Genomic DNA, 14,339 nt, shown 5'->3' with positions numbered 1-14,339 from the left:
CCAAAGATGCGGAAGAACCCTCGATTGTCGTCAGGCGGCCAACATAACTGTCGTCACACAATATCTACTTTATGATCGTTAGGGGGTGATCACTCAGGTCGGAGTGAGGCCTTTTCACTGTGCGCCGGTCCATCGGGTCGGGCGTGGCAATTAAATGGCAGGTTCACTTCTCGATGTTGTCGAAATCAAGACACCATCGACGAGCGCGCGCAGATGTCCGCATCCGGGCGCAACGCGACTGGGGCCGCTGCCGGCTGCTCGATATTCGCGGCAGTATGCTGCACGCCTTCCGCCTGGTTCATGGCGATGTTTAATTCCTTTAATGGGGTCGCCTGTTGGTCGGCGGAGCCGCTGACATCGCAACGCTGGCGCGCGCCGGGCTGCCAATTGGCGCTCGCAGACATGACCGACACCAAACTTAGACTTGCGCCTTGTAGATGCGAAGGGCGTCTTCGTATTGATCCCGCCGATCTTCGATCCTTTCCCTCGTTTTGATGAGGTGCGCGCGGTCATTGCTGCGGCGCATGCGGCGCTCGACACCGGTCACCTCAAACGACCTCGCCTCCGCATTCGCCACGCTGCTAGGCCGTCCGGTTGCGGTGGAGGCCGTTCCGCGTTCTGAGTGGGAGGGGACTTTTCGCATGCAGAGTATGACCAATCCGATCCCCCGCATGCAGACGCTGGACGGGTTTAACGAGGGCTGGATACGGTTCGAGAGTGGCGACGGCATCGAGTCCGTCACCGGTACAACGAGGTTAAACACTCTGCTTAGCGGCTTGTTGGCGCGCGTGTGAGGAGACCAGCCATCGCAAGGATATTCATCGCGGCTCCTCAGAAGGCCTGGGCCTTACGGCCGGGCAGCTCATGACTGAGCAGGGCCATGCCGTCGTGCTCCACGCCCGCAACGAGGTGCGAGCGCGGACCGCGCGTGCGGCGCTTCCCGCAGCCGATGCCGTACAGGTGGGCGACGTGTCGACGCTCGCCGGGATGCATTGCGGTCGCTGAGCAGGCAGACGCGCTCGGCCCGTTCGACGCCGTCATCCACTGTCGCCATCGGGTATCGCGAGCCACGCCGGATCGAGACGGAAGACGGGCTCTCTCGCTCTGGGCCGTCAATGTGCTCGTGCCCTATGTCCTCACCGCCCTGATGATCCGCCCCCGGCGGCTGGTGTATCTAAGCTCCGGTCTCCATCGCGGCGGCGGCGCCGATATGAGGGACGTTCAGTGGGCGCGGCGCCGCTGGGATGGTACGCAAGCCTATTCGGACACCAAGCTGCACAATGTGCTGCTGGCTCTCGGGGTGGCGCGGCGCTGGCCGGACGTCCTTTCCAATGCACTTGAGCCGGGCTGGGTACCGACTCGCATGGGCGGCGCGGGCGTGACCAACGACCTCTCGCAAGGCCATGTCACCCAGGCATGGCTGTCGGCTAGCGACGATCCCGATGCGACCGTCAGCGGCGGCTATTTCTATCACCGGCGGCCAGCTCGCCTGCATCCGCCGCGACCTGGACAGACCTTCAGCAGCAGCTACTCGATCATTGCCGCGAAATTTCTGGCGTTGCGCTTGGATGATGGATTGTCCGCGGGCGCTTATCGTGAAGCGGCGGTATAACATCGTCAGGGTCAACCTAAATGTTGAACCCGGCGCTGGAGCAAAAAGGAGATAAAATGGCGCAAACGGTGACGGTCGTCCCCTTTGTGCGGATTCGCACTAACCCGGCAGGAAAGCCGAACTTGTCGAACAGTTGTCAATGGTGGTTCAGACGATGAGCGCCGAGCCGAACTTCATCAACGCAATCATCCATGACGATCTCGATTAGCCCAATGACGTGGTCGTCTGTGAAACTTGGTGGGGCAGGCGTGAGAGCTGGCTCCAGGAGGAATATCCCCGTGCTCACCGGCAGCCTTATGAGCGGGGTCCTTCTGTCAACGCCGACTGAAATCTGACCCACCTTCTTGCCGGGGTGGGGCGAGCCCCACCCCGGCGGCGGCGTCACCCGGGTGGTGTCGGCTTGGCGAGGATGCCGGCACGGCGCTTATCCTTGAGCCGGTAGCTTTCGCCTTGGATTGACACGACGGTGGAGTGATGCAGCAGCCGGTCGAGCATGGCGGCGGTCAGCACCGCGTCGCCGGCGAACGCCTGGTCCCAGCTCCCGAACGTCAGGTTCGACGTCAGGATCATCGAGCCCTTCTCATAGCGCTTGGCGACGACCTGGAAGAACAGGTTGGCCTGCTCGCGGCCCATCGGCAGGTAGCCGATCTCGTCGATGATCAGGAGACGGTAGACGTTCACCGCCCGGTGCAGCACTTCCTTCCAGCGGCCCTGCCGCTGAGCCGTTTCCAGCAGCAGCACGAGATCCGCGGCGGTGGTGAAGCGCACCTTCCAGCCCCTGAGCGTCGTCAGGTGCCCCAGCGAGATCGCCAGATGAGTCTTGCCGACGCCGGATGGCCCGAGCATCACGATGTTCTCGGCGCGCTCGACGAAGCCGAGGCTGGCCAATTCCATGATCTGGGCGCGCGGGGCACCGGTCGCGAAGCCGAAATCGTAGCCGTCGAGCGTCTTGATCGCCGGGAAGCCAGCGGTGCGTGCGAACATTTCCCGCGCCCGCACGCGACGGGTTTCGCGCTCACCGCGCAACGTCTCTTCGAGGAAGTCGCTGAACGAGGCGTCCCTCGCCGCCGCGGCCTGGGCATGGGCGCCGTAAATCTCGGGAACCGCGACCAGCTTCAGCTCGGCGCAGAGGCTGGCAATGCGGTCATGCTGCAGCTCGCTCATGCTGCCACCCCCGCGAAGCTGTCGTACATCGCCAGCGGGTGCTGAATGCCAACGATGGGACGCGGGGGCGCGACCGCCGCTCTGACGCTTTGGCCCGGATACAGCGGCGGCAGCTGCGACAGCTTCGCTCGCTCGATCTCCAGCCGCTCCTGCGGCACGGCGCCTGTCGTCGCATGGACTCGCGCATTCGCCACTTCGCGAAGCCAGCGCCACACCGCGACATTGGCCGTCTCGCGGTCGACCTCCAGACCATCCTGGCGCAGCCGACTCACCAGCGGCACCCAGAAGCTGCCGCGCACGTAGCGGATGAAGCGCTCGACCTTACCCTTTGTCTGCGGGCGGTACGGGCTGCACAGCCTGGGCCGGAATCCGGCGTGCCGGGCGTAGTCCAGGAATGCCGGGTTGAACCGGTGCCGGCCGTCACCGTAGGCATCGCGCTCGAGCACGACCGTTTTCATATTGTCGAACCGCACGTCCCGCGGCACCCCGCCGAAGGCGAGGAATGCGTGCTCATGGCAGGCGATCAACGTCTCGACACGCTCGTCGTCGACGAACTCGAGATAGGACGCCCGGCTCCAGCCGAGCGTCGCGACGAACAACGACAAGCGCTTCGGCCCGCGGCGTATAACCGCCCAGTCGACCTGCATCTGCTGTCCAGGCGCGGTCTCGAACCGCACGACCGGTTCGGGCACGATCATCGTGCGGAGCGATGCAACATATGCCTTCACCATCGTGTAGCCGCCCGAATATCCGCGCTCGCGGATTTCGCCCAGCAGCACCTTCGCCGGGATCGCCTCGGGTAGCGCGGCTCGAACACGGCCCGCGATGTAGTCCTGGTAGCTAGCCAGCTTCGTCGAGCGACCCGGTCGCTGCCGATAGCGCTCGGCCGACGGCTCCCGCAGATAACGCCGCACCGTGTTGCGCGAACATCCAATCTCGCGCGCGATCTCCCGCACCCCTTTGCCGTGCTTTGCCAAGACCCTGATCTCCATCGCGATTTCGTCCCCAACCATCCGGACCTCCCAAGCAGGAGGCCACAATATCGACTGGGTCAGATTTCAAACGGCGCCTGGGTCAGTTTTACCTCGGCGCTCACACCTTCAAACCTCACGGAGGATAGGTACGTTGCCTGGCTAGCTCCGCAGCAGACTTCGCAGCAATCGTGTTCGTGGATACATCGTCTGTCGCAGGAGGCTCGCTTATCGAGGCGCGCTCTTGAGATAAGCTGGCAGACTATGTCATTTGTCGTTAAGCGGCGCCTGGCGCTCCTGCCGACGGATCGGTCGCTGAGCGGGGCGCTAGGCTTGGCCCGGGGAGTCGACGTGTTGGGGTTGCGGGAAGCGAAAAAGGACCGGACGCGATTTCAGCTTCTGGAGGCTGCGCTGGATCTCATCGCACGCCAAGGCTTCGAGCAGACGACGCTGAACGAGATCGCCGACGCCGTCCAGGTCTCGCCGCGGACGCTGCTCAGATACTTCCCGACCAAGGAGGACGTGATCGTTAGTTGGGTCGATGAAGGGATGGCCGTCTTGAGGGAAGGCCTTGAAGCACGGCCGCCCGGTGAATCCCGCCCCGAGGCGCTCCTGGCGGCCGCCCGCGACATGCTCGCAGCCTATCAGGCGCGAGGGGGCTTCTTCCTGGTGATCGAACGTGCGATCGCCACCTCGGACACGGTCGCCGCGCGCAAGCAGCAGATGATGGAGGTGCTGGCGCGCGACGTGAGCGCCATCCTGGCCGAACGAGAGGACGGGCAGGCTCAGCATGGCGAGGCTCGGTCCAGCCTCATCCGCGATGTCCATGTGGGGACGGTGTTCGCCATCATTCGCGCGTCGATACGCTCATGGGTCGGGACGAACGGGGGCCGGCCGCTTCCAGACCTGTTCGATGAAGCGGCTTGCGCTGTGAGGTTTGTCGAGACCTGACCGGGCCGGACCGCCGCGCTACAGAACACCGAGGCCCATCGGCGATGGCCGTCGGCGCGCCTCGCCGGGTGGAAGGAGATGCCTCATGTTCTACGCCGTCATCGCCCGCGACAGGCCCCACGGGCAGGAGCAGCGCAACGCGCTGCGGAGCCCCCATTTCGACTACCTGAACGGACTGGGCCGCAAGGTGGTCTTCGCCGGCGCTCTATTCGGGGACGACGGCAGGATGGACGGATCGCTCATGGTGGTGGAGGCGGAATCCTTGGACGACGCCAAGGCGCTGGCTGCTGGCGACCCCTTCGCCGTCCAGGGCCTCTATGCGTCCTGGGAGGTCAAGCGGTGGACGTTCGCCGTCGACAACGCCACCGGTCGGACGGGATAGGGCCCAGGTTCGGCAAACGGCGCTTTGGCGCCGTAGCATAATGACGTTGATTGACATTTGTCGTGTCGTGACATATTTGGCGCCATAAATATGAGGAGGCGCGCGATGGCGGACGAGCAACAGGACAAAAAGATCGCTTTGGTGACCGGGGCGACGCGAGGCCTCGGCCTGGAGACGGCGCGCCAGCTCGGGGCGAAGGGCGTACGAGTGCTGCTGGGCGCCCGGAACCTCCAGGTGGGGGAGGCGAGGGCGGCGGCGCTTCGCGCCGAAGGACTAGACGTCCGCCCCATCGCTGTCGACCTGAACGACGAAGCGACGATCAAGAGCGCGGCCGAGCAGATCGACGCCGAATTCGGTCGCCTCGACATCCTCGTCAACAACGCGGCGGTGATGCTGGATGGGGACGGGTTCCCTAGCGTCGCGGATCCCCAAGCGATCCGGGATATCCTCGACACCAACTTCGTCGCCACCGTGATCGTCATCCAGGCCATGCTGCCACTGTTGAAGAAGTCCGGCCACGGGCGGATCGTCAACGTATCCAGCAGCGTGGGATCGATGTGGTGGAACGGCGATCCCGGCAATCCCGTCCCCGACAACAAGTGGCTGGGCTACGCGGCCTCCAAGGCAGCGATGAACATGCTGACCGTCCAGCTCGCCTACGAACTGCGCGATACCCCGATCAAGGTGAACTCTATCTGCCCCGGCTATGTGAAGACCGAGATGAACAAGGGCGGCGGGTTCCTGACCATCGAAGAGGGTGCCCGCCCGTCCGTCCAATATGCGCTGATCGGCGACGATGGCCCCTCGGGCGGCTTCTTTACCGCCGAAGGCGCGAGAGCCTGGTGACGTCGGCCCTGCAACGCAGGATCACCGGATGAACTCGGGCCACGTCCTGATCCTGAGCGAACCGTCCTCGGCAAAGTTGCTGCGTGAGATGGACGACGTCATCAGGCCACGCGTCGCCCAAGTGACCCACCTTGAGCGTCCCGACGACCTTGACCCGGCGGGCGAGCTCTGGAGGTCGGTCGACGTCCTGCTGGCCTATGGCGGATTTCGCTGCACCCGGATGCTGATGGCTTCCAACCCACGGCTTCGCGCCGTGGTCAGCCCATGGACGGGAATGGAAGGATTCGACCAAATGGCGGCCACCGAACTTGGCATCGCCGTAGCCAACGGCCAGGCAGAGGAGAACACCTTCAGCGTTGCCGAAGCGACGGTCATGCTCATGCTCGCCTGCCTTTACGATCTGCACGAGTCCGAAGCGATCCTGCGCCAGAACAAGCCGCATCCGCCACTCCCGATCGCCCGAATGCTGCGCGGACTCACGGTCGGCCTGATCGGCTTCGGTGCGATCGGCCGCCGGGTCGCTCGCCTGCTGGAGCCTTGGGACGTCGAGATCCTGGCGCATAACCGCAGCCCGATCACGGACCCGAACGTGCGGGCCGTAGACCTCCCGACGCTGCTGTCGACCAGCGACATCGTCTCGATCCACGTCGGGCTCGGTCCGGACACGCGTCATATTCTAAACGCAGAGACCCTGAAGCAGGTCCGACCGGGCACGATCTTGGTGAACACCGCCCGCGGAAGCATCATCGACGAAGCCGCGCTTTGTGCCTGTGTCCGCGACGGCCGGTTCGCGAAGGTCGTCCTGGACGTGTTCGAGCAGGAACCGCTGTCGCCGTTCAGCCCACTGCGCGATCTTCCGAATGCGATACTGACCCCGCACATGATCGCCCAGACGAGGGAAGCCCGCGCCGCCCTGATCCGGCTCGCGGCCGAAAACGTCACGCGAGTGCTGAAGGGCGAGCCGCCCGCCTGCTTCCGCAACCCTGAGATCGCCCCACGTTGGCTGGCCCGTTGGGGTACCCAGAACCGAAGCTGAAGGCTTCCCTTGCGGAGCGTCTCTTCCTTCTGCGTTAACCACCACCGTCGCGATCTTGGCGAGGGCCGCAATCAGTATTGTGCTCAGGTTTGCCAACCTCCGAGACGTTGCGCCTGTCGTCAAACGACAAATGGCAGCAATAGGCGTTGCAGCGTTGCGACGACTTCATGGATGGCAATCGCGCGCTGCCGTGGTGGCGGTGGATAAGGCCGGCAGATCAAGCTACCGGTCGCCGATGGATGATCTCTTTTCTGGTCCCTCCGTTCGCGAGCAGGCGCTGTCGCGAGCTGATGTGAAGCGCCTGCTCGCGTCATCATCACCGTCCCATCTGATCGATTGCGATCTGGGGGAAGCCGACCTCACAGGACTGGATCTGTCTCGCTGGACGTTCGAGCGATGCAATATGCGCCGCGCCGATTTCACTGGCGCGAAGCTGGACGGTACTGCTTGGCGATCTTGCCGCGTGGCCTTCGCGCAATTCATCGGGGCTGATCTGAGCTACGCAAGCTTCGTTGCCAGTGACTTTAATAATTGTGCGCTGCGGCGATCGACGCTCGCCGCAGCGACGTTCGAGCGGTGCAAACTGACAGGCGCGGACCTATCGGAAGCCAAGGCCTTCGACGTTCGCTTTGAGGAGACCTTGTTGATCCACGCCAAGCTGCCGGGATATTCATTCCGTAAGCAAACCTTGAAGAAGATCGACTTCGGGCAAGCCGATCTACGCAAATGCGACTTCCGTGCTACGATCTTCGAAGAGTGCAGCTTGCGCGACGCCGTCATGACAGGATCGCGGTTCGACGGTGCCGATCTGCGAAGCGCTGATCTGGGCGGCTTGCGGCTCGTTGACGCCAGCCTGTTCCGCGGTGCGACCATCTCACGCGCGCAGGCTGGACAGCTCCTGAGCGAGTTGGGGCTTAACGTACGCTAGACCCGCCGCGTTCGCGTATCAACGGTGAACCGGTCAGCCGCACATGCCCGCCGCTGCCAGTAGAGGTTCGATAACGGCCAAGCGGGGTGGTCCAAGAACGGGTAGCGGCTCAGATGGGTCGGACTCAAGCTCCAAGTAGAGAAAAAATGGGGGTCACGTCAGCCTCGAGGCTGAAGCCGTGCGGCAAGCCCGTCATTTCCCTGTGTGGCCGCCACCACGGCCGCGGTTCGCCCCGAAGCGTCGGCGATGGCAGGGTCGGCACCGGCCGCCAGGAGCAGGTCGATCTGCTTTGTCCGGCCGAACAGCGCGGCCATCATCAGCGCCGTCTGGCCGGCATTGTTGCGCGCGTTGACGTCGCACTTCTCCTTCAGCAGCCGCGCCGCGATCGCATCGTCGCCTTTGAACGCTACGCCCATCTGAGCGGTATTGCCCTGGTTCGCATCAGGCTTGCAGGGGTCGGCACCGGCGGCGATCAGCGCGTCCACCGCCGCCGCCTGGCCATTGTAGGCGGCCAGGATCAACGGAGTGAAGCCGCGCGCTTCATAGGCGTTCACGTCCCCTCCCGCCTTCACTAGCGCCGGGATCAGATCGGTGCGGCCGAGCTTCGCCGCCTCGAACAGCAGTTCCTGACGCCGTTCGGGCGGGGGAAGCTCCTGGGCGGACGCCGGAGCCGCGGCGAGCGCGGCTCCGGCCAGCATGGCGAGCACGCTCATTTCCCCCCATAACGGGCGTCGAGCGACGCATCATATTCGGCGATCGCCTTCTCGACTTCGCTTGCCGGCACATTGACGGCCTGGGCGAGTCGCGTGCCGAGATCCCTGTCGGCCTGGGCGAAGTAGCTGACCATGATCACCTTGGTACGCAGCGAGGTGACGACGTTCAGGTCGCCGGCGAGGTTCTTGACCAGATCCGCCTTGTCGGCCGGCTTGAGCGCCCGATAAAAGGCACCCGCCTGGTCGAACGGTTCGGTCCGCGAGATCGGCGCGGTCTGCACGATCGAGTCGATCTTGTACGGGGTCGGCGCGAACCTCGGATCGACCGCCTTCTTCGCCGTGACCGAAGGGAAATAGTTCACGTCGATCTTGCCGGTCGCGTGATCAAGCTGGCCGTCCTGGTAATTGTTGACGACATCCACCCGAGGGCGATTGACGGGCAGATCCATGACGTTGGCGCCGATGCGGTAGCGCTGCGTGTCCGAATAGGAGAACAGCCGCCCCTGGAGCATGCGGTCGGGCGACGGCTCGATCCCGGGCACGAGATTGGCCGGCGCGAAGGCGGACTGCTCGGTGAAGCGGAAGAAATTGTCGGGCACCTTATTCAGCGTCATCTCGCCGATCTTGCGAAACGGAACGCCGAGCCACTCCTTGGTGTCGTCGAACGGGTTGTAGGCCAGCCTGGCGAGCTCCTCCGCAGTCTGGGTCTGCACCATCAGGTCCCAGACCGGGAAGTTGCCCTTCGCAATTTCGCCGTAAAGGTCGTCGGTCAGATAGTTGAACGGCGCCTTGTTGGCGGTGTCGCCATCGAGGTTCCTGACTCCCTGGTGGCTGATCCAGCGAAACTTGGCAAAGATCACCTTGCCGTCCTTGTCGACAAGCTTGAAGGCATGAACGCCGTTGCCGTCCATCGTCCGGTACGACGCGGGCGTGCCGAGGTTCGAATAGACGTGGACCAGCATGTTGGTCGCCTCGGGCGTGCCCGAGAAGAATTCGAACAAGCGGTTCGGGTCCTGCTTGTTGGTGACCGGAGAGGGCTTGAGCGAATGGATCATGTCCGGGAACTGGATTGCGTCGCGGATGAAGAAGATCGGCAGGTTGTTGCCGACGAGATCCCAATTGCCCTGATCGGTGTAGAACTTGACCGCGAAGCCGTGGGGATCGCGCAGCCCCTCGGGCGATCCCGACGGATGGATCACGGTGGAGAAGCGGACGAAGACCGGCGTTTCCTTGCCGCGCTGCGCGAACAGCGAGGTGGTGGTGATGCCGGACAGGTCGGCGGTGGCGCGGAACACGCCGTGCGCGCCGGTGCCGCGCGCATGGACCACGCGCTCGGGCACGCGCTCGCGATCGAAGCGGGCGAGCTTCTCGATCAGCGTGACGTCCTCAAGCAGCACGGGGCCGGTGTCCCCGGCGGCGAGCGAGTTGCGGTTGGAGCCGATCGGTGCGCCGTTGTCGCGCGTCATCTGCAGGGCGGCGGCCGACGTGGCGCCGGCCTTCGCATCGACCGTGTCGGGGACACCGGCCTGGGCGAGTGCAGGCTTGGCGGCGACGGTCGGCGCGGCCACCGTCGCCATGCGCGTCTCGACCTGCGTGTCCCGTGGATCGACCGTCTGCGCGATGACGGGTGCAGCGAGGGAGGCTAGCGCCGTGGCGGTCAAAAATCGTGCAAGCCCGCACGTCGACTGGGTAAGCATCGCGTTCTCCTCTTTACAATCCGCACGTAACCTTTCTTCTGGACCGTCATAAGTGGATTATGCCTATCAGCGTGATCGAGGGAGCAACTCACATGGAGTTCAACGCGTGTGGGTGCTGCTCCCGCGCCGTCTCCGTCGAACAGCTCTTAGGTATGATCTTCTTGCGGCTCGAAAGCGCGGCGGCAAACCCTGTTTGTGACGCCAGTGGCCCGTGGCCGCAACTGCGGAGCTTCCGCGAGCCTGTGTAGGCTTAATGTTCTTCCAGACCGACAATCGAGGCATATCGACCATGGCCGAACCCGATGCCCTTCCGCGCTATCGTTCCAATCTTTAGGGCGAGGTTGACGGCGCGGCGATCTATGCAGCGCTTGCAGAGAGCGAGGCCGATCCCAAGCTCGCCGAAGTGTTCCGGCGGCTTGCCGCCGTCGAGGAGGCGCATGGCGATTTCTGGCGCAAACGGATCGAAGCGAAAGGCGCGCAGTTCCGTCCAACGCCTTCCGCACGAGCACGCATACTCGCGTGGCTGGCGCGGCGATTCGGCCCCGCTTTCGTGCTGCCGACGCTGGCCGCGAACGAGACGCGCGATAGCGCCGCCTATGACAACCAGCCGGAAGCGCGGGGCGCGGGCCTGCCGGCAGACGAGCGCTCGCACGCGCTGCTCATGCGCGCGGCCGCCGGCAAGGGTGGCCTCTCCGGTCCTACGCTGGCGCTGTTGGAAGGGCGTCATCGCGGCGGCGGTAACACATTGCGCGCTGCCGTGCTTGGCGCCAATGACGGCCTCGTCTCGAACATGAGCCTCGTCATGGGCGTCGCGGGCGCTGCGGCCGCCCAGCAGACGCTGCTGCTCACTGGGCTGGCGGGGCTCGTCGCCGGCGCCTGCTCGATGGCGATGGGCGAGTGGTTATCGGTCACCAGCTCGCGCGAACTCTATCAGAGCCAGATCGCAACCGAGGCGGAGGAACTGCGCGAGGTGCCCGACGAGGAGCGCGAGGAACTGATCCTCATCTACCAGGCAAAAGGCATCGATGAATCGCAGGCGCGGGCGCTTGCGGACAAGCTGCTGAGCGACGAAGGCACCGCGCTCGACACGCTGGCGCGTGAGGAGCTCGGAATCGATCCCGATCAGCTCGGGGGTTCCGCGTGGACCGCTGCAACCTGGTCATTCCTGCTCTTTTCGGCAGGAGCCATCGTTCCGGTCGCGCCGTTCCTGTTTCTCTCCGGGCGTACCGCTCTCATCGCCAGCCTTGCCGCGAGCGGCTTCGCGCTGGCGCTGATCGGCGCGGGGACGAGCCTGTTCACCGGACGGAGCGCCTTGTTCTCGGCTGTGCGCCAACTCCTGATCGGCCTTGCTGCGGCCGGGGTTACCTATGGGGCGGGCGCAATTGTCGGAACGTCGCTCGGCTGACATATTCCCATCGCCGTCAGGCTGCCGTCAGTTGCCGCCGCTAATCTCCTGTTGAAGGAGAAGGCGATGGTCACCGGGAAACATGTTCGCGAGGATGTGCTGAAGGTTTGGGACGTGCCGCTCAGGCTGTTCCACTGGTTCCTTGTTGCGGCAATTGCGATCGCATTCCTTTCCTCAGAGGGCGACAGTCCTATCGCTGCATGGCACATTGCGGCCGGCTGGACGGCTGCGGTGCTCATTGTCTTTCGCCTGGTTTGGGGGTTCGTCGGCGGCAAGCATGCCCGCTTCGTTAATTTCGTTCGGCCATCCCTTGTTGCTGGCCATATCCGCTCCCTCCTGTCTCGCGATCCGGAACATTCGGTCGGCCATAATCCCCTCGGTGCGCTGGCGGTTCTCGCCCTGCTCGCGGGTGTCGCTGCCGTCTTATGGACGGGCATCCAGCTCGATGCGGGCAGGGGAAGCGAAGATCTCCACGAAGCACTGGCCTACGGGCTCCTGGCGCTGATCGGCATCCATGTGGTGGCCGTCATCGCGATGTCGATGGTGACGCGCGAGAATCTCGTGCGGGCGATGATCACAGGCCGCAAGCGCACCGCCCTCCATGCCGGCACCCGTGATGCCCGCGCGCCCGGCCCGATGGCATTGCTGGCTGGTGGCGCAGTCATCGCCGCGACGGTCGTCGCGATCCTCCGGTTCGACGCCGCTGCTTTCGGGCCGAGGCTGGAGACCGAGCGAGGCGAACGGCACGGCGGCGATCATCAGTCCAGTGAGTCTGCGGGGGGCACCGACAAGGATTGAAACATTGCATTCATGCTCGATCCTCGCGACGACCGCCGCAGGGGTCGGTGTTCAGCGGTGCACATAGCGTGTCGAGCACAGCAGCCGGACCCAGGAGAATGATGCGTCGTGCGTGTGCTTATCGTCGAGGACAATGACCGGCTGGCGATGCTGATCGCCGAAGGTCTGCAACGCCGGGGTTTCTCGTGCGATATTGCCGGCAGCCTGGCCAGCGCCGACAACGCCATGGACGGCGCGGCTTATGACGCCATCGCGTTGGACCTGGGCCTGCCCGACGGCGACGGGATCGACTGGCTGGCCAAGAGGCGCCGGTGCGGCCAGGTTCCGCCAGCCATCATCCAGACCGCGCGCGGCGCCCTGGAGGACCGCGTGACCGGCCTGGATGCCGGCGCGGACGACTATGTGGTCAAGCCGGTCGAGATCGATGAACTTGCCGCGCGGATTCGCGCGTTGCTGCGACGGCCCGGCCCTCGCATGCAGTCCGTATTGGAGGTCGGTGACCTGGCGTTCGATGCTGCCAGGCGTAGCGCGCGCTATTGCGGCAGGGCGATCGAACTGTCCCGACGCGAGGCGGACTTGCTGGAGTTGCTGATGCGCCGGGCCGGGACCGTCGTACCACGCGGTGCCATCGAGGATGCTCTCTACAGCTTCAACGAGCCGGTCACACCCAATGCCGTGGAAGCGGCGATGTCGCGATTGCGGCGTAAGCTTGATGAGGTTGGTGCCAGCGAGAACCTCCACACGATTCGCGGCGTCGGCTACATGCTGCGGGAAACCGCGATATGACTCGCCGCCGATCCGTTGCCCGAAGATTGATCCGCGGATTGGGGGTCGTCAGCCTGGTCGGCGCTGTATTGCTGCTTGGCGCGGTTGCCTTCTTCTATCGCCTATCCTTCGCCGATCTCAGCGCCAGGGATGCCACGATCCGTGCGATTCGCGAGATGCTGGAGCATGTCGCGCTGCCGCTGCTGGTGCTGATGGTGCCCATGGCGTTCGTCAGCTTTCGGGTCATTCGCCAGGCATTCGTGCCCATGGAGGAGGCGGCCATGCGGATCGAGGCGGCGCGGGGGCATGAGCGCGGTTTCCGGATCGACACGTCGCCGATTCCGGCCGAGGCTTTGCCGTTCATGGACGCCGTCAACGATCTCCTCGCGCGCCTCGATGACGCGGCCGCCCGGCAGGAGGCATTTGCCGCCGACGTCGCCCACGAACTGCGCACGCCGCTCGCTGTCCTCTCGCTGGAGTTGGATCGCCTCGATCATGCCGAGGCCGTTCGTCTGAAGGGCGATGTGGCGGCGATGCGGCGGCTGATCGACCAGTTGATGCTGCTCGCTCAGATCGATGCCGCCACAGCGGCGCAAATAGCGCCCGAGACAGTGCCGCTCGCTGACGTGGCGAGGGACGTCGTCAGCCTGTTGGCGCCCGGCGTGATTGCGGCTGGTCGGACGATCATGCTGGAAGCCGAAACGGAGGCTCCGGTCGTGCGCGGCCGGCGCGAGGCGATTGCGGCGGCGCTGCGCAATCTCATCGAAAATGCAGTCCGCGCGACGCCAACCGGCGGCGTCATCCAGGTCCATGTCGGCCCCGGTCCCGTCATTCGCGTCAGGGACGAGGGGCCGGGGCTTTCCCTCGATCGTTTGCATGATCTGGTTCGCCGCCACAGCCGTGCCGACCATGCCAGTAAGGATGGCGCCGGTCTGGGCCTCGCCATTGTCGAGCGGATCATGGCCGCGCATGGCGGCACGCTGACGACCGATCCCGAAGTGCGCGAATTGTCGCTGCGCTTCCCGGACAACAGCTAAATCTTCTCGCCGTCAGGGAGCGGTCAGTTTGCTC

15 protein-coding genes are annotated in these 14,339 nt (G+C 64.6%); 10 read left to right on the top strand and 5 right to left on the bottom strand.

Annotated features, from left to right (window positions below; translation table 11 throughout):
* Window positions 1-185: 185 nt before the first annotated feature.
* Complete coding sequence (locus tag EBBID32_RS16855) at window positions 186-404, bottom strand: hypothetical protein (RefSeq protein WP_156022602.1); 219 nt, start codon at window positions 402-404, stop codon at window positions 186-188.
* Between the two features lie 806 nt (window positions 405-1,210).
* Between EBBID32_RS16855 and EBBID32_RS24630 the strand changes: the two genes are divergently transcribed.
* Window positions 1,211-1,612, top strand: a complete 402-nt coding sequence (locus EBBID32_RS24630; RefSeq protein WP_196805680.1) for a hypothetical protein — start codon at window positions 1,211-1,213, stop codon at window positions 1,610-1,612.
* Between the two features lie 381 nt (window positions 1,613-1,993).
* On the opposite strand, the gene istB is transcribed toward EBBID32_RS24630, so the two are convergent.
* Together istB and istA are read right to left on the bottom strand one after the other, a co-directional pair.
* Entirely contained in the window at window positions 1,994-2,776 is a 783-nt protein-coding gene (gene istB / locus EBBID32_RS16840) for an IS21-like element helper ATPase IstB (RefSeq protein WP_006961685.1), read from the bottom strand.
* Window positions 2,773-3,789: an IS21 family transposase gene (istA, locus tag EBBID32_RS16835; RefSeq protein ID WP_006961684.1), complete on the bottom strand. Its 1,017-nt coding sequence runs from the start codon at window positions 3,787-3,789 to the stop codon at window positions 2,773-2,775. Before istA ends, istB begins: the two co-directional genes overlap by 4 nt.
* 291 nt (window positions 3,790-4,080) lie before the next feature.
* Between istA and EBBID32_RS16830 the strand changes: the two genes are divergently transcribed.
* The 5 genes from EBBID32_RS16830 to EBBID32_RS16810 all read left to right on the top strand — a co-directional run bounded on the left by EBBID32_RS16830 (window position 4,081) and on the right by EBBID32_RS16810 (window position 7,890).
* Complete coding sequence (locus EBBID32_RS16830) at window positions 4,081-4,698, top strand: TetR/AcrR family transcriptional regulator (RefSeq protein WP_231382231.1); 618 nt, start codon at window positions 4,081-4,083, stop codon at window positions 4,696-4,698.
* 85 nt (window positions 4,699-4,783) lie between these two features.
* Entirely contained in the window at window positions 4,784-5,080 is a 297-nt protein-coding gene (locus EBBID32_RS16825) for a YciI family protein (RefSeq protein ID WP_006961682.1), read from the top strand.
* A gap of 105 nt (window positions 5,081-5,185) precedes the next feature.
* Window positions 5,186-5,926 carry an SDR family oxidoreductase gene (locus tag EBBID32_RS16820; RefSeq protein WP_006961681.1) on the top strand — a complete coding sequence of 247 codons (741 nt, stop codon included), beginning with the start codon at window positions 5,186-5,188 and terminating at the stop codon, window positions 5,924-5,926.
* A gap of 28 nt (window positions 5,927-5,954) precedes the next feature.
* A complete protein-coding gene (locus tag EBBID32_RS16815) occupies window positions 5,955-6,962 on the top strand; it encodes a 2-hydroxyacid dehydrogenase (protein ID WP_006961680.1) in 1,008 nt (335 codons plus the stop codon).
* A 235-nt stretch (window positions 6,963-7,197) separates the two neighbouring features.
* Window positions 7,198-7,890 (top strand): pentapeptide repeat-containing protein, encoded by a 693-nt coding sequence (locus EBBID32_RS16810; protein ID WP_037491411.1) that lies wholly within the window; start codon window positions 7,198-7,200, stop codon window positions 7,888-7,890.
* A 158-nt stretch (window positions 7,891-8,048) separates the two neighbouring features.
* Here the strand turns inward: EBBID32_RS16810 and EBBID32_RS16805 are convergent, their stop codons facing one another.
* Complete coding sequence (locus EBBID32_RS16805; RefSeq protein ID WP_037491408.1) at window positions 8,049-8,603, bottom strand: ankyrin repeat domain-containing protein; 555 nt, start codon at window positions 8,601-8,603, stop codon at window positions 8,049-8,051.
* On the bottom strand, window positions 8,600-10,300 hold the full coding sequence (locus tag EBBID32_RS16800) for a catalase (protein ID WP_006961677.1): 1,701 nt from the start codon (window positions 10,298-10,300) through the stop codon (window positions 8,600-8,602). Before EBBID32_RS16800 ends, EBBID32_RS16805 begins: the two co-directional genes overlap by 4 nt.
* A 403-nt stretch (window positions 10,301-10,703) precedes the next feature.
* Here EBBID32_RS16800 and EBBID32_RS16795 point away from each other — a divergent pair, with 403 nt between their 5' ends.
* The 4 genes from EBBID32_RS16795 (at window position 10,704) to EBBID32_RS16780 (ending at window position 14,305) form a co-directional block, all read left to right on the top strand.
* A complete protein-coding gene (locus tag EBBID32_RS16795; protein ID WP_006961676.1) occupies window positions 10,704-11,705 on the top strand; it encodes a VIT1/CCC1 transporter family protein in 1,002 nt (333 codons plus the stop codon).
* A 51-nt stretch (window positions 11,706-11,756) separates the two neighbouring features.
* Window positions 11,757-12,503 (top strand): cytochrome b/b6 domain-containing protein, encoded by a 747-nt coding sequence (locus tag EBBID32_RS16790; RefSeq protein ID WP_231382230.1) that lies wholly within the window; start codon window positions 11,757-11,759, stop codon window positions 12,501-12,503.
* A 108-nt stretch (window positions 12,504-12,611) separates the two neighbouring features.
* Window positions 12,612-13,289, top strand: coding sequence for a response regulator (locus tag EBBID32_RS16785; protein ID WP_037491405.1), 678 nt, complete (start codon window positions 12,612-12,614; stop codon window positions 13,287-13,289).
* Entirely contained in the window at window positions 13,286-14,305 is a 1,020-nt protein-coding gene (locus EBBID32_RS16780) for a sensor histidine kinase (RefSeq protein WP_037491403.1), read from the top strand. The genes EBBID32_RS16785 and EBBID32_RS16780 overlap by 4 nt, the downstream gene beginning before the upstream one ends.
* Window positions 14,306-14,339 lie beyond the last annotated feature (34 nt).

It is taken from the genome of Sphingobium indicum BiD32 (assembly GCF_000382885.1).
Taxonomy (GTDB): domain Bacteria; phylum Pseudomonadota; class Alphaproteobacteria; order Sphingomonadales; family Sphingomonadaceae; genus Sphingobium; species Sphingobium japonicum_C.
This window is presented reverse-complemented; position numbering and strand designations above follow the sequence as displayed.

Coding starts and splice junctions, on each gene's coding strand:
- EBBID32_RS16800 (WP_006961677.1), bottom strand. CDS start 10,300: ATGCTTACCCAGTCGACGTGCGGGCTTGCACGATTTTTGACCGCCACG.
- istB (WP_006961685.1), bottom strand. CDS start 2,776: ATGAGCGAGCTGCAGCATGACCGCATTGCCAGCCTCTGCGCCGAGCTG.
- EBBID32_RS16820 (WP_006961681.1), top strand. CDS start 5,186: ATGGCGGACGAGCAACAGGACAAAAAGATCGCTTTGGTGACCGGGGCG.
- EBBID32_RS16805 (WP_037491408.1), bottom strand. CDS start 8,603: ATGAGCGTGCTCGCCATGCTGGCCGGAGCCGCGCTCGCCGCGGCTCCG.
- EBBID32_RS16855 (WP_156022602.1), bottom strand. CDS start 404: ATGTCTGCGAGCGCCAATTGGCAGCCCGGCGCGCGCCAGCGTTGCGAT.
- EBBID32_RS24630 (WP_196805680.1), top strand. CDS start 1,211: ATGAGGGACGTTCAGTGGGCGCGGCGCCGCTGGGATGGTACGCAAGCC.
- EBBID32_RS16825 (WP_006961682.1), top strand. CDS start 4,784: ATGTTCTACGCCGTCATCGCCCGCGACAGGCCCCACGGGCAGGAGCAG.
- istA (WP_006961684.1), bottom strand. CDS start 3,789: ATGGTTGGGGACGAAATCGCGATGGAGATCAGGGTCTTGGCAAAGCAC.
- EBBID32_RS16810 (WP_037491411.1), top strand. CDS start 7,198: ATGGATGATCTCTTTTCTGGTCCCTCCGTTCGCGAGCAGGCGCTGTCG.
- EBBID32_RS16780 (WP_037491403.1), top strand. CDS start 13,286: ATGACTCGCCGCCGATCCGTTGCCCGAAGATTGATCCGCGGATTGGGG.
- EBBID32_RS16815 (WP_006961680.1), top strand. CDS start 5,955: ATGAACTCGGGCCACGTCCTGATCCTGAGCGAACCGTCCTCGGCAAAG.